Origin of the sequence: Streptomyces arenae (assembly GCF_022343545.1) — a bacterium.
Classification (GTDB): Bacteria; Actinomycetota; Actinomycetes; order Streptomycetales; family Streptomycetaceae; genus Streptomyces; species Streptomyces humi.
The window spans coordinates 145,940-166,743 of the sequence record NZ_JAKQYH010000069.1 but is presented as its reverse complement, the minus strand read 5'-3'; the positions used below and the strand labels follow the sequence as shown (position 1 = coordinate 166,743).

Genomic DNA, 20,804 nt, shown 5'->3' with positions numbered 1-20,804 from the left:
CCGAGACGTTCCGCCCGAGCCCTCGCTCCCCCGCCCCCCTGCCTACAGACAGGAACAGCCATGTCCTCCCGCACCATCCATCTCGCGCTCCACCCCTACGGCGTCGGCGGTCCCGGCCAGCACGGCCTGTGGAAGGACCCCCGGGTCGCGAAGAACGCGAGCATCGACATCGACTACTACATCCGGCTCGCCCAGACCGCCGAACACGCCCTGTTCGACGCCTTGTTCATCGTCGACAGCCAGTTCATCAACGCCACCTACCCGGCGCACTACCTGAACCGCCTGGAGCCGCTGACCCTGTTGTCGGCGGTGGCCACCCACACCCGGCACATCGGCCTGGTCGGCACCGCGAGTTCGACGTACAACTCGCCGTTCAACCTGGCCCGCCGCTTCGCGTCGCTGGACCACATCAGCCGCGGCCGGGCCGGCTGGAACGTGGTGACCAGCTTCGACACCGGCACCTCCCGCAACTTCGGCCTGGACGAACACCTCGACTACACCACGCGCTACGGCCGCGCCCTGGAGTTCGTGCAGGTCGCCCGGGGGCTCTGGGACTCCTACGAGGACGACGCCTTCCCCGCCGACGTCGAGCGGAACGTCTTCCTCGACCCGACCAGGCTGCACGAACTCAACCACGAGGGCGAGCACTTCAGGGTCGCCGGGCCGCTGAACCTGTCCCGTTCCGCGCAGGGCCAGCCGGTGATCTTCCAGGCCGGGGTGTCGGAGGAGGGCCGCGACCTCGCCGCCCGGGTCGCCGAGGGCATCTACGCGCCCGGCGGCACCCTGGAGCAGGCCCGGGACTACTACGCCGACATCAAGAAGCGCACCGCCGCCTACGGCCGCGACCCCGACCACATCAAGATCTTCATCCATGGCGGCCCGGTGGTCGCGGCGACCGACGAGGCGGCGCGGCGCCGGGAGCGGGAGATCTTCGAGGAGGACAACGACTTCGACCGGAACCTGGCACTGCTCGGCCGCTCCTTCGGCGCCTACGACTTCAGCGCGCACGACCTGGACGGCCCGTTCCCGGACGTGGCCCACCTCGCCGAGAAGGGCGGCCGCACCGGAGCGGCGAAGCTGATCGAGCGGGCCCGCGACGAAAACCTGACACTACGTCAAGTGGCGAACCTGGTGAGCGAGTTCCGGCAGTCACCGTTCGTCGGCGACCCGCGGACGGTGGCCGACACGATCGAGCGCTGGTTCGACGCCGGCACCTTCGACGGCATCAACCTGGCCTTCCGCACCGAGGAGGAACTGGCGCTGTTCGTCGACGGGGTGGTCCCGCTGCTGCAGAAGCGCGGCCTGTTCCGTACCGAGTACGCGGCCGACACCCTGCGCGGCAACCTCGGGCTGCCGGTCCCCGCCAACCGCCACAGCCTCGCGCGCCCCATCGTGACCGGCTGAGGCCGCCCGTACCCACCGCAGGAGAGTGACATGACCCAGGACACCGACCACCCGGACCACGACAACCCGGACAGCGACAACCCGGAAACCGGGTCGCAGGACACCGCGTACACCGACCACTTCGGGCCCGAGCAGCTGCGCGTGCGCGGCACCGTCGTCGTGGTGCCCGGACGCGGCGAGACCCGTGCCACCTACGCCCGGTTCGGCAGGCGACTGGCGGCCGACGCCTACCGGGTGCGGGTCGTCGACGCGCCGCCGGCCGGCCCCGGGACCCGGGACGCCGTCGCCACCGGTACGGCGGCCCGCCTCGCCGACGCGATCGAGGGCACCGCCGGCGAGGACGGCGTCGTACGACCCGTGATCGTCGTCGGCGCCGACTCGGGTGCCGCCGCCGTGCTCGCGGTGCTCGGCCGGGCCGGCGCCCAGGAGCCGGTACGGGCCGATGCCCTGGTCCTGGCCGGGCTTCCGGACCGGCCCGCGGCGGCGGGCGGCAGCTGGGACGCCGAGCTGGACGTACGGACCTCCTGCCCCGCGCACCGCGGCACGCTGACCGACGATCCGGGGGTGCGGCGGGGTTCGCTCGACGAGCCGCTGCCCGAGGCGCTGCTGAACGCGGGGCACGAGGCGGACACCGCGCTGCCGGTTCTCCTGCTCGCCGGTGACGCCGATCCGCTGGCCGACCAGGACGCACTGGAGCGGCTGGCCAAGTCGCTGCCGCTGGCCCGTTTCTCGGTCGTCCACGGCGCGCATCACGACGTGCTCAACGACCTCCAGCACCGGTCGGTGGCGGCCGAGGTGGTCTCGTTCCTGGAGGCGCTGCGCAACGAGCTGCGCCCCCTGATCAGTGTGCGGTCCAGCGCCTGGTGACGACGGGCCCGCCGCTTCCCCCGTCTTCGTTCATCCCCCCGCATCCTTCGTCCCTTCGCTTCACGTTCCCGGAAGGTCCTCGCATGGCTGCCGTCCTGTCCGTCTCCGGAAGTCCCTCCCCGACGTCCCGCACCACCAGGCTGCTGCGCCACCTGGACGACCGGCTCCGGCGCCAGGGCCACGAGGTGACCCCGCTGGACGTGCGCAGCCTGCCCGCCGAGGCATTGCTCGGTGCCGACCTCCGGCACCCGGCGATCACCGCCGTCGCCGACCTGTTCGCCCGGGCGGACGGCGTGGTCGTCGGTACTCCGGTCTACAAGGCCGCCTACTCGGGTCTGCTCAAATCCCTGCTCGACGTGCTTCCGCAGTACGCGCTGAGCGGCAAGACCGTGCTGCCGCTGGCGACCGGGGGCAGCACGGCCCACGTGCTGGCGATCGACTACGCCCTGCGGCCCGTCCTCACGTCCATGGGCGCCGCGCACATCGTGCCGGGCTGGTTCACCCTTGACCGGGACATCGCCCGTGAGGACGGCGTACCGGTGGTGGCGCCCGCCGCGGCCGGGGCGCTGGAGCAGGTCACGGACCAGTTCTCGGCGGTCCTCGGCGGACGGGTCGGCACCCTCGCCGCCACCGCCTGAGCCGGGCCCCGCCGGCCGGGCACCTCCCTGAGTGGCAGCCCCGGCCGGGCGGCCGCAGGCTGGAGGGCATGGGCGGACGCGTCCCCCGGTGACCCGCGTCCGTTCCCGGCCGTCGGGCCCGCGCGCGTTTGCCGCGGGCGCCCGCGGTCACCCGGTCCGTCGGGGCCCCGAGGCCCCGGACCCGAGCGACCCGAGCACTGCCCAGCGCGCGTGCGGAGAAAGGCAGATTCATGACCGAGAAACCGCCCTTCACCACCACCGACTCCGGCGCTCCCGCGGAGAGCGACGAGCACTCGCTGACGCTGGGGCCCGGAGGACCGATCCTGCTCCAGGACGCCTACCTGATCGAGCAGATGGCGCAGTTCAACCGGGAGCGGATCCCCGAGCGCCAACCGCACGCCAAGGGCAGCGGCGCCTTCGGCCGTTTCGAGGTGACCCATGACGTCAGCGCCTACACGAGGGCGGCGCTGTTCCAGCCGGGCACCCGCACCGACCTGGTGGTGCGCTTCTCGACCGTGGCCGGTGAGCGCGGCAGCCCGGACACCTGGCGCGACCCGCGCGGCTTCGCGGTGAAGTTCTACACCAGCGAGGGCAACTACGACATGGTCGGCAACAACACGCCGGTGTTCTTCGTCAAGGACCCGATGAAGTTCCAGCACTTCATCCGGTCCCAGAAGCGCCGCGCGGACAACAACCTGCGCGACCACGACATGCAGTGGGACTTCTGGACCCTCTCACCGGAGTCCGCCCACCAGGTCACCTGGCTGATGGGCGACCGGGGCATCCCGCGCTCCTGGCGCCACATGAACGGCTACACCTCCCACACGTACATGTGGATCAACGCGGCCGGCGAGCGGTTCTGGGTGAAGTACCACTTCAAGACCGACCAGGGCATCGAGTTCTTCACCCAGCACGAGGGCGACCAGATGGCCGCGGTCGACACGGACTACCACACGAGGGACCTGTTCGAGCACATCCGGGACGGCGACTTCCCGAGCTGGACCCTGTACGTGCAGGTCATGCCGTACGCGGAGGCGGCGGGCTACCGCTTCAACCCGTTCGACCTCACCAAGGTGTGGCCGCACGGCGACTACCCGCTCATCCCGGTCGGCCGGATGACCCTCGACCGCAACCCGACCGACAACCACGCCGAGATCGAGCAGGCCGCCTTCCAGCCGAACAACCTCGTGCCCGGCATCGGGCCGAGCCCGGACCGGATGCTGCTCGCCCGGCTGTTCTCGTACGCGGACGCGCACCGCTACCGGATCGGCGGCAACTACCAGCAGCTTCCGGTGAACGCCCCGATCGCCGACGTCCACTCCTACTCCAAGGACGGGGCGATGGCGTACCGGAAGACCACCGATCCGGTGTACGCCCCCAACTCCAAGGGCGGCCCGGCGGCGGACTCGGCCCGGTACACCCCGCCGAGCTGGGAGGCCGACGGCGAGATCGTCCGGGCGGCCTACGTCAGCCACCCCGAGGACGACGACTGGGGACAGCCCGGCACGATGGTGCGCGAGGTGCTGGACGACGCAGCCCGTGACCGTCTGGTCGACAACGTCGTGGGGCATCTCCTCAACGGCGTGACGGAGCCCGTGCTGCAACGGGCGTTCTCCTACTGGAAGAACATCGACAAGACCGTCGGCGACCGTATCGAGCAGGGCGTGCGGGCCAAGGCCGACGAACGCGACCCGAAGGCGGCCGAACAGGGCAGTCCCGCGCGGCGCAGCATGCAGGACAAGGCCTGACGATCGCGAGACGTGTGCGCGCCCCCGCCGGCCGGTTCAGGCGGGGGCGCCCTCCTGGCATCCCGCGCACAGGCCCCACCAGGTGATCTCGGCCTCGTCGACCGCGAACCCCTTGTCGGTTCCGGGGGTCAGACAGGGTGCCGCGCCCACGCCGCAGTCGACGTCCTCGATCCGGCCGCAGCGGCGGCAGACGAGGTGGTGGTGGTTGTCGCCGACGCGCAGTTCGTAGCGGGTGGGCGAGCCGGCGGGTTCGATGCAGCGCACCAGTTCGGCCTTGGTGAGGTCGTCCAGCACGTTGTACAGACCCTGCCTGGAGAGGCCGCCGGCCGCGCCGACGCGGGCCTCGAGATCCGCCGCCGTGGAGTGCGGATGGCCCTGGAGCGCGGTCAGTACGGCCCTGCGCTGGGCCGTACTGCGCAGTCCCTTGCGCTTGAGCAGGTCGCCCGCGAGCTGGTCCATGGCCGTTTCTCTCCTTCATGCCACCGCGCCCACGATACCGCCGAGAGTTGACTCGGTCAGTTCTGGAGCGGGGGTCCGCCTAGGCGGCGTCCGCCGTACGGCAGGAGCCGCAGACCAGGCGCCGGGCGGGGCGGGCGCTCGTCATCGGGATGACCCCGATCGGGCGCTGGACGGTGGTGTGCACGATCCGTGAGTGATCGGCGCAGGTGAACAGTCCGCAGCGCGTGCAGGCGCCGATCCCGGTGTTCTCGTTCCGCCCCTCTTGGGCGCAGTCGTAACAGTGCATGGTGCTTCCCGATGAGATGGCCCACCTGTCTGGCGAGGTGGGGTTTGCGGCTTTCGGTGACTCGAACATAACCCGCTAGTTTTGACAGAGTCAACTCTAGGCCGACCCCTGGACCGGGCGCACTTGTTCACCTACTGTCTAGACATGCCTGGACAGGTACACAAACACCATCGCATCGCCCGCGTCCTCGCCGACGAGATCAGGGCCGGGGTCCATGCCGACGGCAGCCGGCTCCCCGGGGAGCACGCGCTGAGGGAACGGTTCGGCGTCAGCCGCACCACATTGCGGCAGGCCCTCCAGGTCCTCGGCGAAGAGGGCCTCATCGCCACCCACGCGGGCATCGGCTCCTTCGTCACCTTCGACGGGGCGCCGCTCGACAACCGTCTGGGCTGGACCAGGGCCCTGGCCGAGCAGGGCACCGAACTGACCACCGAGATCCTCCGCTTCGAGGAGGTCGAGGACCCGGAACTGGCCGCCCGGCTCGGCCTCGCGCCGGCCGCGTTCATCGCCCTGGACCGGGTCAGGCGGCTGCCCGACGGGCAGGGCGTGTCGCTGGAGCGCAGCAGGGTTCCGGTCACCGGTTCCCTCGCCGGGCTGCCGGAGCGCGGGCTCGACGGCGGCTCGCTCAGCCGGACGCTGATCGCGGCGGGCCGGGTCACCGACGCCGGCGAAGGCGTCGTCTCGGTACGCGGGCTCACCGCGGACGAGGCCGCCGTGCTGCACCGCTCCCCCGGCGAGTCCTTCCTCCGGCTGGACCAGGTGTACCGGGCCGCCGACGGCTCGGTGATCGAGCAGGTGGGGAGCCTGCTCGACCCCGCCCGCTTCGAACTGCACGTCCGCTCGGGCAACGGAGGCCGCTCGTGACCGGCCGGCTCGACCGCGCCCTGGGCGCCTTCTACGGACTCGCCCTGGGCGACGCCCTCGGCATGCCCACGCAGGTGATGTCCCGGCAGGACGTCGTCCGGGTCTACGGCACCCTCACCGGCTTCGAACCGGCCCGCCCCGACAACCCGGTCAGCGCCGGCATGCCCGCCGGGTCGGTCACCGACGACACCGAGCAGGCCGTCATCGTCGCCCGGCTCATCGACGAGGGCGACGGCCGGATCGACCCGCTGCGCCTGGCCCACGAACTCCTCGACTGGGAGAAGGAGATGAAGGCCAAGGGGTCCTTCGACCTGCTCGGCCCGTCCACCAAGGCCGCGCTGGACGCGGTGGCCCGCGGTGTCCCCCCGCGCGAGGCGGGCCGCAACGGCACCACGAACGGCGCCGCGATGCGGGTCACCCCGGTGGGGATCGCCTTCGCCGCCGATCCGCTCGACACCTTCGTCGACCGGGTCGTGGAGTCCTGCCAGGTCACCCATGACACGACCGTCGGCATCGCCGGGGCGGCCGCGGTGGCTGCCGCGGTCAGCACGGGAGTCGACGGCGGCTCGCTCGACGCGGCCGTCACCGCCGCGGTGACCGCGGCCCGTGCCGGGGGGCGGCGCGGGCACTGGGTCGCCGGGGCCGACATCGCCGCCCGCATCGAATGGGCCCGGGAACTGGTGCGCGGCCTCCCGGAGGCGGAGGCGCTGGACCGGGTCGTGTCGCTGGTCGGCACCAGCGTGGCGAGCCAGGAGTCGGTGCCGGCCGCGTTCGCGGTGCTCGCCCTGGCGGACGGCGATCCCTGGCGGGCCGCGCTGCTCGCCGCCAACCTCGGCGGTGACAGCGACACCATCGGCGCGATCGCCGGCGCCGTCGCGGGCTCGGTCGCCGGGCTCCGCGCGCTGCCCGCCGACGCCGTCCGCACCCTGCGGACCGTCAACGCCCTCGACCTGGAGCCGCTGACGACCCGCCTCCTCACCCACCGCTGACCCACCAGACCGCCACCCCACCGCACGAGCCTCCCGGCCGCCACCCCCACCGCAGAACCAATTCGGCACCCGCCCCACCGCCCAAGCCACCCGGCGCCCGGCGGCCGGCACCCGGCACCCGGCGCCCGGCACCCGGCCCACCGCACAAGCCACCTGGCCCCCGCCCCACCGCAGAACCCGCGAAGCTCCCCTGCCCAGCGGTGCACCACCCGTCACCAGACTCACCGCTGTGCCACCCGTCAACCGGGGCGGGGCGGGGCTCCCCGCCCGTCGCCCTGCCCCGGCCCACCCTCACGCACCCTGCAAGGAGGTCCCGTCATGGCCGTTTCGAAGACGAACGATCGCGTCGGTGCCATCGAGACCCGGGGGATCGAACCGGTCCCCGACGGTGAACGCCACGGCCACGCCGGCCAGATGTTCTGGACCTGGTTCGCCGCGAACATCAGCATCCTCGGACTGCCGCTCGGCGCCACCCTGGTGGCCTTCCGCGGCCTGGACATCTGGCAGTCGGTGCTCGTCGCCGTGCTCGGCTCCTTCGGGTCCTTCGCACTGGTGGGCGCCCTCAGCCTGGCGGGCAAGAAGGGCGGCGCCCCCGCGCTCACCCTGTCCCGCGCGGTCTTCGGCCAGCGCGGCAACGCGGGTCCGACGCTGATCACCTGGCTGAGCCGGGTCGGCTGGGAGACCATCTCCACGACCACCGCGGCGTACGCGCTCCTCGCCCTGCTCGACACGGCGTTCGGCATCCGGCGCAACACCGTGCTCACCCTCGTCTGCCTGCTGGTCTTCATCGCCTGCACGCTGCTGATCAGCGGCCTCGGGCACGCCACCATCATGTGGATCAACAAGTGGGCCACGGTCGTGTTCGGGCTGCTGAACCTGGTCGTCATGGGCTTCCTGATCTCGACCGTCGACTGGTCCGACGTGCTCGACGCACCGGCCGGGCCGGTCAGCGCGGTGGTCGCCGGGGTGGGCTTCATCGCTTCCGGCACGGGCATCGGCTGGGCCAACGCGGGTGCGGACTACGCCCGTTACCTGCCCCGTACGATCCCGGGCCGGCGGCTCGTGCTGGCCTCGGCGTTCGGCGCGGGCATCCCGCTCGTCCTGCTGATCTCGCTCGGCTCGCTGCTCTCGGCCGGCGACCGGACGCTGGCCACCGCCTCCGACCCGGTCGCGGCGATCAACGCGATGCTGCCGACCTGGATGGCGGTCCCCTACCTCGTCGCGGCGTTCGGCGGGCTGCTGATGTCGAACCACCTCTCCACGTACTCCGCGGGACTGACGATGATCACCCTCGGCCTGCGGGTGCCGCGCGCGTACGCCGTCGCCCTGGACGTCGTGGTGATGTTCGCGGGCGGCGTCTACTTCATGCTGATCGCCGACGACTTCTACGGGCCGTTCTCGACCTTCCTGACCCTGCTGGCCGTTCCCGTCTCCGCGTGGATCGGGGTGGTCGCCGTGGACTCGCTGCGCGGCCGCGTCTACGACCCCGGCGCCCTCATGGACACCACCCGCACCAGCGCCTACTGGTACACGGGCGGGCTGCGGCTGCCCGCGGTCGCCGGCTGGGCGCTCGCCATCGTGGCCGGGCTGCTCTTCACCAAGGCCGCCACCAGCGCGAGCGACGTCTGGTTCGCCGGTCCGCTCGCCGACACCTGGCTCGGTGTCAACGGCCTCGGCTGGGCCGTCGCGATGGCGGTCGGCGCCGCGGTGTACGCCCTGTTCGGCCGCGGTGACACGGCGGCAGGGACGGCGCCGGACCCGCCGCCGCCCGTCTCCAGGGAGCCGGCCGATGACCGGCCGGGTGGTGCTCGCCGGGAACGTGCTCGCCGATCTGGTGATCGAGGTCCCCGCGCTGCCCGAGCGGGGCGGCGACGTCCTCGGCACCCGTACCGAGACGACCGCGGGCGGCGGCTTCAACACCCTGGTGGCGGCCCGCCGGCTGGGCACCGAGGCCGTCTACGCCGGCCTGCACGGCACCGGACCCCACGGCGACCTCGTCCGCGCGGCGCTGGCCGCCGAGGACATCGGGACCCTGCTGCCCGCCCGCACGGACCTGGACACCGGATTCACGGTGGCCCTGGTCGACGCCGGTGGTGAACGCACCTTCGTGACCAGCTTCGGGGCGGAGGCCACGCTCGCCCCGGCGGACGTGGCCGCGATCGCGGCGCGACTGCGTCCCGGGGACCTCGTCCAGCTCTCCGGGTACGGCCTCGTCCTGCCCGGCAACGGCCCGCTGCTCTCCGGACTCACCGCCGCGCTGCCCGCCGGCGCCACCCTCTGCCTCGATCCGGGGCCGCTGGTCGCCGACATCCCCGAGAGCGTGCTCGCGCCCGTCCTCGCCCGTACCGACTGGCTCAGCGCCAACGCCCGCGAGGCCCGCCTCATGACCGGCCACGAGGATCCCCGTGGCGCGGCGGCGGCCCTGGTACGGCTCCTGGCCCCCGGTGCGGGTGTGCTCGTCCGGGCCGACAAGGACGGCTGCTGGCTCGCCGCGCCCGGCAGGCCGCCCGTGCACGTACCGGGGTTCCCGGTCACGGCGGTGGACAGCAACGGTGCGGGGGACGCCCATGTCGGTGCGTTCCTCGCCCTGCTCGGGCAGGGGTTCGACCCGCTGACGGCCGCCCGGGGCGCCAACGCGGCGGCGGCCTGCGCCGTGACCCGTCGCGGGCCGGCCACGGCACCCGGCAGGACGGAGCTCGCCGCCTTCCTGGCCGGTGACCCGCTGGCCGAGCGGCTCTCGGGCACCGGGAACGGCTGAGCCGGCCGCGGGGCCGTCCGTGACCGCCCCGCGCGCCCCGCCCTTGACCCACTCAGGTGACGGGTCGTCACATATCCCTGGCGGAACGGGAATTCAGCCCGAACGACTGGCGCGACACACCTACCAACGGGTATCTCATGCCTCTGACAGCGATGGCACTCCGTGCCCTGCCAGAGTGAAGGGAATTCCCGTGCGTCTGCGCCCCCTGCGCGTCCTGTGCTGTTCCACCGTGCTCGCCCTGTCGGCGCCCGTCCTGCTGCCGGGCACCGCGTCGGCGGCGGTGCCGGCCTCCTCGGTCTACCTCCAGAACTACGTCACCGGCCTCGACGCGGCCGACAGCGGCGGCACCGTCGTCGCCCACAACCCCAAGGGGAACGAGGACCATCAGCAGTGGACGCCGGTCGCGGTCGACGGCGGCTACCAGCTGCGGAACGCCGACGAGTCCGGCACCTGCCTGGGGCGCGGCGGCACCGCCGCGGTGACCGCCGCCTGCGGCGCCGACGGCACCACCTGGACCGTCACCGCCGGTGCCGACGGCACCTACTCCGTCACGGTCCCCGGCACCTCCCAGTACCTCACCGGTTCCGCCGTGGACACCGGCGCCGTACAGCTCGGCCCGGCGGGCGACCTCGCCCGCTGGTACCTCACGCCGGTCTCCTACGCGACCACGGCGATACCCTCCGCCGACACCCGCACCCTCGACCAGGTCACCTTCCTGACCGCGCACAACGCCTTCGCCAACGGCTCCGACGGGAACTTCGCCTCGTTCCCCGTCAGTCTGTTCCCCAACCAGAACTACGGCATCAGCCGGCAACTGAGCGACGGTGTACGCGGTTTCATGCTCGACGACTACACGGTCTCCGGCCAGGCCGTCCTCTGTCACAACAGCTGCGACGGCGTCAGCGGCCCCGTACCGCTCGCCACCGACCTCCAGCGCATCGTGGACTTCCTGAAGGCCCGGCCCGGCCAGTTCGCCACGGTCTTCCTGGAGGACTACGCCTCCTCCGACGTGCTGAAGTCGTCCCTCGCGTCCGTCAGCGGCCTCTCCGACGTGCTGTACCGGCCGGACCAGGAGGGGGTGGCCGCCAAGGGCTGGCCCACGATGGCCGATCTCGCCGCCCGGGGCAAGCAGCTCCTGATCTTCAGTGACCGCACCCGGGCAAGTGACACCGCGAACGGCTGGGCGACGCGTGACACCTTCGGCGTCATGTACCAGCGCGAATGGACCGTGGAGAACTACTGGTCCATGGGCGGCGGAATCGGTGACTCCGACTGGTCCTGCTACAGCCGCTGGGGCACCGGCAGACCGCTCACGACCGACTCGTCCGCCTTCCACCCGCTGTTCGTGATGAACCACTTCCGGGACTACCCGATCGCCTCCACCGCCGCCACGGACAACGGCAAACTCCTCAACCGCGCCCAGAGCTTCTGCACGCCCGCCGCCCGCAAGAAGCCCAACTACCTGGCCGTGGACCGCTACGACACCGGCTCCCCCACCCCGCTCACCACCGTGGGCACCCTCAACACCTACATACTCGCGCCGGGCCAGTGACCGCACCCGGCGGAGCCCTCGGGGCCGTCCGGGAACCACAGTGAACGGCGGCCCGTCCGCACGGGCGGGCCGCCGCCTCCGCAGAGGTTCTCTCCCCCGGCGACCCCCGGAAAGGGGCCACCATGGCCGAGTCGACCCGCCGCAGACTCCTCGGTTCCGCCGCCGGCGTGCTCGGCGGCGCCGCGGCCCTCTCCCTGCTCCCGCCCAGCGTCCGGAAGGCGGTCGCCGCCGGACCCCCGCGCGGCGGCTCCCTGCACGACATCGAACACGTCGTCATGCTGATGCAGGAGAACCGGTCTTTCGACCACTACTTCGGCACGCTCGCGGGTGTCCGCGGCTTCGCCGACCCGCACGCGCTGACGCTGGATGACGGGCGCTCCGTCTTCCACCAGCCCGACGCCGGCAACCCGAGGGGCTACCTGCTGCCGTTCCACCTCGACACCCACCGGTCGAGCGCCCAGGCGATCCCCTCCACCAGCCACGCCTGGTCCGTGCAGCACCAGGCCTGGAACAACGGCAGGATGGACCGGTGGCTGCCGGCCCACCGCACGGCCGACGGCGCCAACGGCCCTTATGTGATGGGCTATTACACCCGCGAGGACATCCCCTTCCAGTTCGCCCTCGCGGAGACGTTCACCGTCTGCGACCACTACTTCTGCTCCGTCCTGGGGCCCACCTGGCCCAACCGGCTGATGTGGATGACCGGGAGCATCGATCCGGGCGGCACCCGGGGCGGCCCCATCACCGGCAACGTCGCGCGCACGCCGTACCGGTGGACCACCTATGCCGAGCGGCTGGGGACCGCCGGCGTCAGCTGGCAGGTCTACCGGCAGGAGGACGACTACAGCTGCAACGTGCTGGAGCAGTTCGCCACGTTCAGGGACGCCCCGCCCGGCAGCGACCTGTACGAGCGCGGGGTCCGCCCGCGGCCCGAGGGCGCCTTCGAGGACGACGCCCGCAACGACCGCCTGCCGACGGTCAGCTGGATCATGCCGACCAGCCACCAGTCGGAGCACCCGGACTACCTGCCCGCCGCCGGGGCCGCCTTCGTCGCCGCCAAGATCGAGGCGATCGCCGCCAACCCGAAGGTGTGGCGCAAGACCGCGTTCATCCTCAACTACGACGAGAACGACGGCCTGTTCGACCATGTGCCGCCGCCCACCCCGCCCGCCGGCACACCCGACGAGTTCATCCAGGGCCTGCCGATCGGCGGCGGGTTCCGGGTCCCCGCGATCATCGTGTCCCCCTGGACCGTGGGCGGCTGGGTCGCCTCCGAGGCCTTCGACCACACCTCCGCCCTGCGGTTCCTCGAACGCCTCACCGGTGTCGAGGAACCCAACGTCAGCCAGTGGCGCCGCGCCACGTTCGGCGACCTCACCACCGCCTTCCGGTTCCGTGACGCCCGCCCGCGCCCGCCGCGCCTGCCCCACGACACCGCCGAGCAGCTGGCGAGGGCGCAGGAAGAGGTGGCCACCCTCCCCAGGCCCACCCTCCCCCAGGCCGACCAGACCTGCCCGCGTCAGGAAGAGGGTCACCGCCCGCACACCTGATCTACGCCGTGGGCGAAGACGCCCCCGGGCCACGCCCGGCACCGTCACCGTGTACCCATGACATCGACACGGGGAGGCACGGTGACGGTGCGATGAGGGCGGTCCGGTTCCACGGGTACGGCGGGGTCGAGGTGTTGCGGGTCGAGGAGGTGCCACGGCCGGTGGCCGGGCCCGGGCAGGTGCTGGTGGAGGTGCGGGCCGCGGGTATCCAGCCCGGTGAGGTGATGATCCGCGAGGGTGCCCGGCACGGGCGGTGGCCGGCCACGTTCCCCTCCGGGCAGGGCAGCGACCTGGCCGGTGTCGTGGCCGAGACCGGTCCCGAGGTGCGTGGTTTCGCGGTCGGCGACGAGGTACTGGGCTTCACGCACAACCGGGCCAGCCACGCGGAGTTCGTCGTGGTCGAGGACGTGAACCTGGTGTCCCGTCCGCGGGAGCTGCCCTGGGAGGTGGCCGGGTCCCTGTACGTGGCCGGCACCACCGCCTACGCCACCGTGTTCGCGGTGGACCCGGGGCCGGGCGACACGGTCGTGGTGTCCGGCGCGGCCGGCGGGGTCGGGTCGCTGGCCGTCCAGCTCGCGCGGCGGCGCGGTGCCACCGTCATCGGGCTGGCGGGCGAGCGCGACCACGCCTGGCTGACGGGTCACGGCATCGTCCCGGTCGCCTACGGCGCGGGCGCGGCCGAGCGGGTCCGGGAGGCCGCGGGCGGGAAGGTCGACGCGTTCATCGACACCTTCGGTGACGGCTACGTGGCCATGGCCGTGGAACTCGGTGTGCGGCCCGACCGGATCAACACCATCCGTGACTGGTCCGCGGCGGGCGAGGTCGGCGCGCGGACCTACGGCGAGGGCTCGGCGGCGTGCGCGGTCGTCCTCGGTGAGCTCGCCCGGCTCGCCGCACGCGGGCAGCTGGAGCTGGCGATCGCCCGCACCTATCCGCTGGATCAGGTGCGGGACGCGTTCCGTGATCTCGAGGGCCGGCACGCCCGAGGCAAGATCGTCCTGCTGCCGTAGGGCGCCGGAGGGCAGTGGCCGGGGAGCGCGGGGCATGCTGGAACCATGATGGTGCTCGCTCTGCTCTTCGCCGTCCTGGGTGCCGTCAGCAATGCGACGGGCACGGCCTTCCAGCGCAAGGCCGCCGCCACTGTGCCGGGCCGCTCCGGCCTGCGCCTGCTGCTCGCGCTGGTACGGCGGCCCGCCTGGGCCATCGGGATCGCCGGGGTCACCGGAGCCGCCGTCTTCCAGGCGCTGGCACTGGTCAACGGCCCGATGGCGCTGGTGCAGCCGCTGTTCATGCTGGAGCTGCCGTTCGCCCTGCTGATCGCCGTTCCGTTGCTGCACCGCCGGCCGAACCCGGCCGGCTGGTGGGCGATCGCGGTGGTGGTGGCCGGTCTCGCCGTGCTCCTGGCCTCGGCCGCTCCGCACGGCGGCCGGCAGCAGGCCCCGATGACGCGCTGGATCCCGGTCCTCGTGCTCACTCTGGGCGCCATCACCGTGGCCGTGCTGCTCGTCCGGTCCTCCTCGTCGCCGTTGTTCCGCGCGGCGGCCCTCGCCACCGGGGCCGCGATCGGCAACGCGCTGGCCGCAGCGCTCATGAAGTCGGCCACCGGCCGCCTCGCCGACGCGGGCCTGCCCGCCTTCCTCACCACCTGGCAGACGTACGGCTGCGCGCTCGCCGGCATCGGCGCGCTGCTGCTCCTGGAGAACGCGCTGCAGGCCGGTCCGCTCGTCGCCTCCCAGCCGGCCCTGACGATCGGCGACGCGGCGGTGAGCCTGGCGCTGGGCGTCCTCCTGTTCGGTGAGTCGGTGCGGACGGGCTGGTGGCTGCTGGCGGAGGCGTTCGGGGCCGGTCTGATCCTGTGGGGCGTGATCCGGCTGACCCGGGTCGTACCGCGGCTCATGGACGCCGTGCGGTGACCCGGCCCGCCGGGGCCGGCACCGTGCGGTCTCCGGCAGTTCAGTGGCTGTTACACGAACCCGCCGTCCGTGACCCGCCGGGGTGGTGAGATGATCGTCCGGTGGGGTGGAAGCACTCGTTCGGCGCCGGACGCGCCGACCCGACACGCCGTGATCCGGCGTCCCTGATCACCGAGTGGCCCTTCCGCTCCCCCGGAAGGGGAACAAGAGTGTCCGTGTTTCAGCGCATCCTGGTCGCCGTCGATCCCAGCCCCGCCCGCCACTCCGCCGTACGGCTGGCCGGTGAACTGGCGCAGCTGACGAACGCCGAGGTCCGCGTCGTGCACGTCATCACGTCCGCCGTCTCCGTGTCCGCGGTCGTCGCCCTGGAGGACGACACCGAGGCGAAGGCCGTCCTGGACGAGGCGCTGGCGGCCCTGCGCGAGCAGGGCGTCAAGGCCGAGGGGACCCTCGCCCGGGGGCTCACGACGCAGGTGGCGCAGGCCATCTCGGAGACGGCCGAGGAGTTCGGCGCCGATCTCATCGTGCTGAGCCCCCACCACCGCGGCGCCGTCGAGGCGCTGTTCGACCCGCGGGTCAGCGACGCCGTCGCGCACCACACCGGCACGGCGGTCCTGCTCGCCCCGGAGGGCGACGCCAAGGCCTGACCGGCACGGTCCATCGCGCACGGGCCCGCCGCGGACGTCATGTCCGCGGCGGGCCCGTCGGCGTGCGCTACCGCCGCCGCCAGGGCAGCGCCTCCTGCCGGTCGCTGTCCGCGTCCATGCGCTGGAGAGCCGCGTTGATCGCCTCGCCGATCTCGGCGAACTGGGTCACCTGCTCGGGGGTGAGGGCGTCGAAGACCGCGCGGCGGACCGCCTCGACATGGCCGGGGGCCTCGCGCTCCAGGAGGCTCACACCGGCCGGGGTCAGGACGGCGTACTGGTTGCGGCGGTTGGCGGGGTCCTCGCGGCGGTCGACGTAGCCGGCCTCCTGGAGCCGGTTCACGGCGTGGGTGAGGCGGCTGCGGGTGATCTTGAGGCGTTCGGCCAGCTCGGACATGGTCAGGCTGTGGTCCTTGACCGAGGAGAGGTGCGCGAGCAGGGTGTAGTCGGCGTGGGTCATTCCGGCGTCGCGCCGCAGCTGGCGGTTCAGGTGGTCGGACAGGTGCGTGGAGAACTGGACGTAGGCGAGCCACGCCCGTCGTTCCTCGGGATTCAGCCAGCGTGGCGTCGTCGTCATGCGCGTACCCTAACGATCATCGTTTGAATGTTCAAACCTTTCTGCGGGGCCTGCTCATCCATGGTGTGGATGAGCCGGATACGCGATTCGGATCGCCCCGGGGATGGCGAGCGTACTTCGGCACACCCCATAGTCGTCCGTACCCCGCACGTCGCTGTCCGGACCAGTCGCCGGTGCGCGGGGTCTCCCTCGCATGCCGTGCGCCCCCCATGGTGCCTCCGTCGGCATGCCCGCTCCGTTCGTCCACCGTCCCTGGAGTCGCCATGCCCGGATCCGTGCCCCCGTCCCCCGCCGCGGTGGACGACGCTCCCTCGCCCGTCGCCGTGTCGGGGCCCGCGCACCTGCTGCGGGTGACCCTGCTGATGGCGGGCAGTTGCCTGCCCATCCTGGGTGCGGTGCTGATCGCCCCCGTACTGCCCAGGATGCAGGACCACTTCGCGTCCGTACCGGGGGCCGAGGCGCTCGTGCCGCTGGCGCTGACCGTGCCGGCGCTCGCGCTGGCGCTGCTCGCGCCGTTCGCCGGGGTGATCGTGGACCGGCTGGGCCGCAAGCGCCTGCTGGTCGTGGCGACGCTGCTGTACGCCGTGTTCGGGACCGCCCCGCTGTGGCTCAGCTCGCTCGGCGCGATCATCGCCAGCCGAGCGCTGGTCGGGGTCGCCGAAGCCGCGATCATGACCTGCTGCACCACGCTGATCGGCGACTACTACACCGGGCGGCGGCGGGTGCGGTACCTCGCCCTGCAGACCATGTGCGCGTCCGCGTCGGCCACCGTGTTCTTCGTGCTGGGCGGTGCGGCGGGATCGGCCGGCTGGCGGGTGCCGTTCTGGGTGTACGCCGTGAGTCTCGTCCTCGCGCCGCTGATGGCCGCCGCGCTGCCGGGGCCGGCGGTGACGGGCGCGGCGCTGCCGGGCCCGGTCGCCGGGCGCGGCGCCGCCGTGGGCCGACGGGGCTTCCCCTGGCGGCAGTTGGGCGGGATCTGTGCCCTGACCTTCTTCGGCGCGATGGTCTTCTACACGGTTCCGGTCGAGATGTCGTACCTGCTCGACGACCTCGGGGTGACGAGCTCCGCCGTCATCGGACTGGCCACCGCCGTGGCGAGTGCGGCCACGGTGGGCGGTGCCGTCACCTTCGCCCGGCTGCGACGCGCCCCCGACCGGATGCTGCCCGCCGTGCTCGCCGTCTGCGCGGCCGGGTTCGGGCTGATGTTCCTCGCGGGGAGCGCTCCGCTGCTGGTCGCCGGGGCGGTCGTGAACTGTGTGGGTACGGGGATGCTGTTGCCCGCGTTGCTCACCGGCGCGATGTCGCGGCTGGCGTTCGAGGACCGGGGTCGGGGGACGGGGCTGTGGACGGCGGCGTTCTTCGGGGGCGAGTTCGTGTGTCCGCTGGTGCTGTTGGGAGGGGAGGCGGGGGTCGGCTCGCTCGCCGGTGCCGTGGGGTTGCTGGGATTGGCCTGTGCGCTGGTGGCGGCCGGTTTGTTCGCGGCGCAGTTCCTCCCCCAGCCTTCGGCCGGGGGTACCCCCAGCGCCTCTAACGGGGCGCTTTGACCGACGTCAGTGTGGCGCCCACCTCCGCCGCCTTCTCGCGGAGCCAGATGTGGGCGGCGTCCTGGGCGTGGAGCGGATGCCACCACATCGCCTCCTGGACCGGGACCGCCTCGAAGGGGCAGGGCAGGACGCGTACCGCGGCCGAGCGGACCACCTTGCGGGCCAGGCGTTCCTGGATCATCGCCACCCTGCGGGTGCCCTCCACCATGTAGGGCAGCAGCTGGAAGGTCTGCACCGACACCTCCACCCGTGGGCTGATGCCGAGCATGCTGAGCTGACGGGCGGCGGGCGCGTCGTACGGGCGCTGGTAGACCGCCCACGGCAGTTCGGCCAGATGGTCGAGGGTGAGGGCGGCACCGACCTCGGGGTGGTCCTCGGCGACCATGCACAGCCAGCGGTCCTGGTGGAGGTCGACGGCCGGGAAGCCGTCGATGATGCCGTGCGGGAGCAGCAGGCCGTCGATGGTGCTCAGGGTGGTGGCCGGGTTCTCCTCGACGTTCGGCGGGGTGTGCCGGAAGGTCAGCCGGATGCCGGGCGCCTCGTGGTGCAGGGCGCGGGCCAGCGGGGCGCCGAAGACGGCCGCGCCGTAGTCGGAGGCGAGCAGCGTGAACTCACGGGTCTCGGCCGCCGGGTCGAAGTCGGGCTGGCTGGAGAAGACCCGGTCCAGCAGATCGCAGGCGGTGGCGCTGCGGTCGCGCAGGGAGGCGCCGAGCGGGGTCAGTTCGTAGGTGTTGCCGCTGCGGGCGAGCAGTTCGTCGTCGAAGTGGCGGCGCAGTCTGGCCAGGGCCGCGCTCATGGCGGGCTGGCTCAGCCCGATCCGCTCGCCGGCCCGCGTGACGTTGCGTTCCTCCAGCAGCGCCCGCAGGGCGACGACCAGGTTGAGGTCGAGTCGGGACAGGTTCACCGGATACCGCCTAGCCACGTCGAGAGCCACCACGCCCTGGAACCATCCACGGCATTGATTCGGCGCATCCACAGGATCTATTTCCGTGATCCGCCGATCAGGGACACAGTAGACCGCAACCCAGCGGGAGGAAATCTGATGGCAACACTCGCGCAACCTGCCGGCCCGTTCGCGCTCGGCACGTTCTCCGCCCCGGACCGGGAGCCGTTCCCCGGTCTGCTGGCCCGGGAACACGTGCTCGACCTGAGCAGAGCGCTGGACTGGACACCGGCCGGCCTGCGCGCCGTGGTCGAACGCTGGGAGGAGGCACTCCCCGTGCTGTACGCCCTGGCGGACGACGTGACCCTGGACTGGCGGCCGCTGGCGGAGCTGCGGGTGCACGCGCCGATCGAGCCCCGGCAGATCTTCCAGTCCGGTGCCAACTACCGGCAGCACGTGATCGACCTGGAGGTCGCCCACCGCTCCCCCGACGACCCGCGTACGGTCGAGGAGGCACGGGCGGAGATCGCAGCGGTGATGGACCGGCGGGCGGCCGAGGACCTGCCGTACGTGTTCATCGGACTGCCGAGCACGATCGCCGGGCCGTACGACGACGTCGTGCTCCCCGAGTGGGCCGAACAGCCCGACTGGGAGCTGGAGTTGGCGGCCGTCATCAGCAGGCCCGCGTACCGGGTGTCCGTCGCGCAGGCCCTGGAGCACGTCGCCGGGTACACGATCGCCAACGACCTCACCGACCGGGCCACCGTCTTCCGGCGGGACATGAAGGCCATCGGCACCGACTGGCTGCGCTGCAAGAACGCGCCCGGGTTCACACCGCTGGGGCCCTGGCTGGTACCGGCCGGGTCGGTCGCCGACCCCGGGGATCTACGGGTGACACTGAAGCTGAACGGCGACACCATGCAGGACGAGTCGACGAAGGACATGCTCTTCGGGGTGGCCCGCCTGGTGTCGTACATCTCGCAGACGGCCCGACTGCTGCCCGGGGACCTGGTGCTGACCGGCAGCCCGGCCGGGAACGGCATCCACTGGGGGCGGCTGCTGCGGGACGGCGACGTCATGGAGGGGTCCATCACCGGGCTCGGCACCCAGCGCACCCGTTGTGTGCGGGAGACGTCGTGAACCGGCGGGACCCCGAGGGCGCGATCGCCGAGGCCGCGAAGGCCTACTCGAACTGGGGGCGTTGGGGCGAGGACGACGTGCTCGGCACCCTGAACTTCCTCGACGAGGCCAAGCGGCGCGAAGGTGCCGCGCTGGTGAGGCGGGGCGTCAGCTTCTCGCTGTCGCAGGCCTTCGACATGGACGGCCCGCAGAAGGGCTGGCGCCGGCGGACCAACCCGGTGCACACCATGCTGGACACCGGTACCGACGCGGCCCTCGGCAACCAGGGCTTCCCGCACGGCATCGGCGGCGCCGACGACGTGATCGCGATGCCGCTCCAGTGCTCCACCCAGTGGGACGGGCTCGGGCACATCTTCGACCACGGCAAGGCCTGGAACGGACGGGACGCGGCCCGCACCGTCACCTCCGACGGCGACCTCGTCACCGGTATCGAGCACATGGCGCCGCACGTCGCGGGGCGCGGAGTGCTGCTCGACGTGGGCCGGGTGGTCGGCACCGACGGGGAGCTGCCCGACGGCTTCGCCATCACCACGGAGCATCTGACGGCGACCGCCGAGGCGCACCGGGTGACCGTGGGCCGCGGGGACATCGTCCTCGTGAGGACCGGGCGGCTGGCCCGGGCCCGGCGGGAGGGCTGGGGCGAGTACGCGGGCGGGCCCGCGCCCGGGCTGTCGTTCACGACCGCCGGATGGCTGCACGGCACCGAGATCGCCGCGATCGCCACCGACACCTGGGGGTTCGAGGTGCGGCCGAACGAGTTCGAGAACGCCTTCCAGCCCCTGCACCAGGTCGCCATCCCCAACATGGGCCTGCTCATCGGTGAGATGTGGGACCTCGACGCCCTCGCCGCCGACTGCGCGGCCGACGGCGTCCACGAGTTCTGGCTGACCGCCGCGCCCCTGCCCATCACCGGGGCGGTCGGATCGCCGGTCAACCCCCTCGCGGTCAAGTAACCCCGCACCCGGTCTCCGCCCGCCCACGGGCGCCC

At 72.5% G+C, this 20,804-nt stretch carries 19 protein-coding genes and 1 pseudogene; 16 read left to right on the top strand and 4 right to left on the bottom strand.

Annotated elements, in window-relative coordinates; translation table 11 throughout:
* Positions 1-60: 60 nt before the first annotated feature.
* The 4 genes from MB828_RS32380 (at position 61) to MB828_RS32365 (ending at position 4,657) form a co-directional block, all read left to right on the top strand.
* Entirely contained in the window at positions 61-1,404 is a 1,344-nt protein-coding gene (locus MB828_RS32380) for an LLM class flavin-dependent oxidoreductase (RefSeq protein ID WP_301651283.1), read from the top strand.
* Between the two features lie 30 nt (positions 1,405-1,434).
* Positions 1,435-2,271 (top strand): alpha/beta hydrolase, encoded by an 837-nt coding sequence (locus tag MB828_RS32375; protein WP_301651282.1) that lies wholly within the window; start codon positions 1,435-1,437, stop codon positions 2,269-2,271.
* A gap of 83 nt (positions 2,272-2,354) precedes the next feature.
* A complete protein-coding gene (ssuE, locus tag MB828_RS32370) occupies positions 2,355-2,909 on the top strand; it encodes an NADPH-dependent FMN reductase (RefSeq protein ID WP_301651281.1) in 555 nt (184 codons plus the stop codon).
* A 230-nt stretch (positions 2,910-3,139) separates the two neighbouring features.
* Positions 3,140-4,657 carry a catalase gene (locus MB828_RS32365; RefSeq protein ID WP_301651280.1) on the top strand — a complete coding sequence of 506 codons (1,518 nt, stop codon included), beginning with the start codon at positions 3,140-3,142 and terminating at the stop codon, positions 4,655-4,657.
* Between the two features lie 36 nt (positions 4,658-4,693).
* Here the strand turns inward: MB828_RS32365 and MB828_RS32360 are convergent, their stop codons facing one another.
* Both MB828_RS32360 and MB828_RS32355 read right to left on the bottom strand, forming a co-directional pair.
* Complete coding sequence (locus MB828_RS32360; protein ID WP_133024104.1) at positions 4,694-5,116, bottom strand: Fur family transcriptional regulator; 423 nt, start codon at positions 5,114-5,116, stop codon at positions 4,694-4,696.
* A gap of 79 nt (positions 5,117-5,195) precedes the next feature.
* Positions 5,196-5,402, bottom strand: a complete 207-nt coding sequence (locus tag MB828_RS32355; protein ID WP_301651279.1) for a DUF2180 family protein — start codon at positions 5,400-5,402, stop codon at positions 5,196-5,198.
* Positions 5,403-5,546: 144 nt separating this feature from the next.
* Here MB828_RS32355 and MB828_RS32350 point away from each other — a divergent pair, with 144 nt between their 5' ends.
* From MB828_RS32350 to MB828_RS32310, 9 genes and pseudogenes are all read left to right on the top strand, one after another.
* A complete protein-coding gene (locus MB828_RS32350; RefSeq protein WP_133024102.1) occupies positions 5,547-6,266 on the top strand; it encodes a GntR family transcriptional regulator in 720 nt (239 codons plus the stop codon).
* The gene (locus tag MB828_RS32345; protein ID WP_301651278.1) at positions 6,263-7,255 is read left to right on the top strand and encodes an ADP-ribosylglycohydrolase family protein; all 993 of its coding nucleotides are present in this window, start codon (positions 6,263-6,265) and stop codon (positions 7,253-7,255) included. Before MB828_RS32350 ends, MB828_RS32345 begins: the two co-directional genes overlap by 4 nt.
* Positions 7,256-7,573: 318 nt before the next feature.
* Positions 7,574-9,082 (top strand): annotated as a pseudogene (locus MB828_RS32340) (purine-cytosine permease family protein); the annotation flags it as partial.
* Positions 9,045-10,013 (top strand): PfkB family carbohydrate kinase, encoded by a 969-nt coding sequence (locus MB828_RS32335; protein WP_301651277.1) that lies wholly within the window; start codon positions 9,045-9,047, stop codon positions 10,011-10,013. The pseudogene MB828_RS32340 and the gene MB828_RS32335, both read left to right, overlap by 38 nt.
* A gap of 196 nt (positions 10,014-10,209) precedes the next feature.
* A complete protein-coding gene (locus MB828_RS32330) occupies positions 10,210-11,565 on the top strand; it encodes an RICIN domain-containing protein (RefSeq protein WP_430381462.1) in 1,356 nt (451 codons plus the stop codon).
* Between the two features lie 122 nt (positions 11,566-11,687).
* Complete coding sequence (locus MB828_RS32325; protein WP_301651275.1) at positions 11,688-13,115, top strand: alkaline phosphatase family protein; 1,428 nt, start codon at positions 11,688-11,690, stop codon at positions 13,113-13,115.
* A gap of 92 nt (positions 13,116-13,207) precedes the next feature.
* Positions 13,208-14,125 (top strand): NADP-dependent oxidoreductase, encoded by a 918-nt coding sequence (locus tag MB828_RS32320; protein WP_301651274.1) that lies wholly within the window; start codon positions 13,208-13,210, stop codon positions 14,123-14,125.
* Between the two features lie 45 nt (positions 14,126-14,170).
* Complete coding sequence (locus tag MB828_RS32315) at positions 14,171-15,028, top strand: DMT family transporter (RefSeq protein WP_301651273.1); 858 nt, start codon at positions 14,171-14,173, stop codon at positions 15,026-15,028.
* A 215-nt stretch (positions 15,029-15,243) separates the two neighbouring features.
* Complete coding sequence (locus MB828_RS32310) at positions 15,244-15,675, top strand: universal stress protein (protein ID WP_301651384.1); 432 nt, start codon at positions 15,244-15,246, stop codon at positions 15,673-15,675.
* A gap of 67 nt (positions 15,676-15,742) precedes the next feature.
* Here MB828_RS32310 and MB828_RS32305 read toward each other — a convergent pair whose 3' ends face one another.
* The gene (locus MB828_RS32305; RefSeq protein WP_301651272.1) at positions 15,743-16,249 is read right to left on the bottom strand and encodes a MarR family winged helix-turn-helix transcriptional regulator; all 507 of its coding nucleotides are present in this window, start codon (positions 16,247-16,249) and stop codon (positions 15,743-15,745) included.
* Positions 16,250-16,512: 263 nt separating this feature from the next.
* Here MB828_RS32305 and MB828_RS32300 point away from each other — a divergent pair, with 263 nt between their 5' ends.
* Positions 16,513-17,793: an MFS transporter gene (locus tag MB828_RS32300; RefSeq protein WP_301651271.1), complete on the top strand. Its 1,281-nt coding sequence runs from the start codon at positions 16,513-16,515 to the stop codon at positions 17,791-17,793.
* Here the strand turns inward: MB828_RS32300 and MB828_RS32295 are convergent.
* Positions 17,777-18,697 carry a LysR family transcriptional regulator gene (locus MB828_RS32295; RefSeq protein ID WP_301651270.1) on the bottom strand — a complete coding sequence of 307 codons (921 nt, stop codon included), beginning with the start codon at positions 18,695-18,697 and terminating at the stop codon, positions 17,777-17,779. The genes MB828_RS32300 and MB828_RS32295 overlap by 17 nt on opposite strands.
* A gap of 138 nt (positions 18,698-18,835) precedes the next feature.
* On the opposite strand from MB828_RS32295, the gene MB828_RS32290 reads away from it, so the two are divergent.
* Positions 18,836-19,816, top strand: a complete 981-nt coding sequence (locus MB828_RS32290; protein ID WP_301651269.1) for a fumarylacetoacetate hydrolase family protein — start codon at positions 18,836-18,838, stop codon at positions 19,814-19,816.
* Positions 19,813-20,769, top strand: coding sequence for a cyclase family protein (locus MB828_RS32285; RefSeq protein ID WP_301651268.1), 957 nt, complete (start codon positions 19,813-19,815; stop codon positions 20,767-20,769). Before MB828_RS32290 ends, MB828_RS32285 begins: the two co-directional genes overlap by 4 nt.
* Positions 20,770-20,804: the final 35 nt, after the last annotated feature.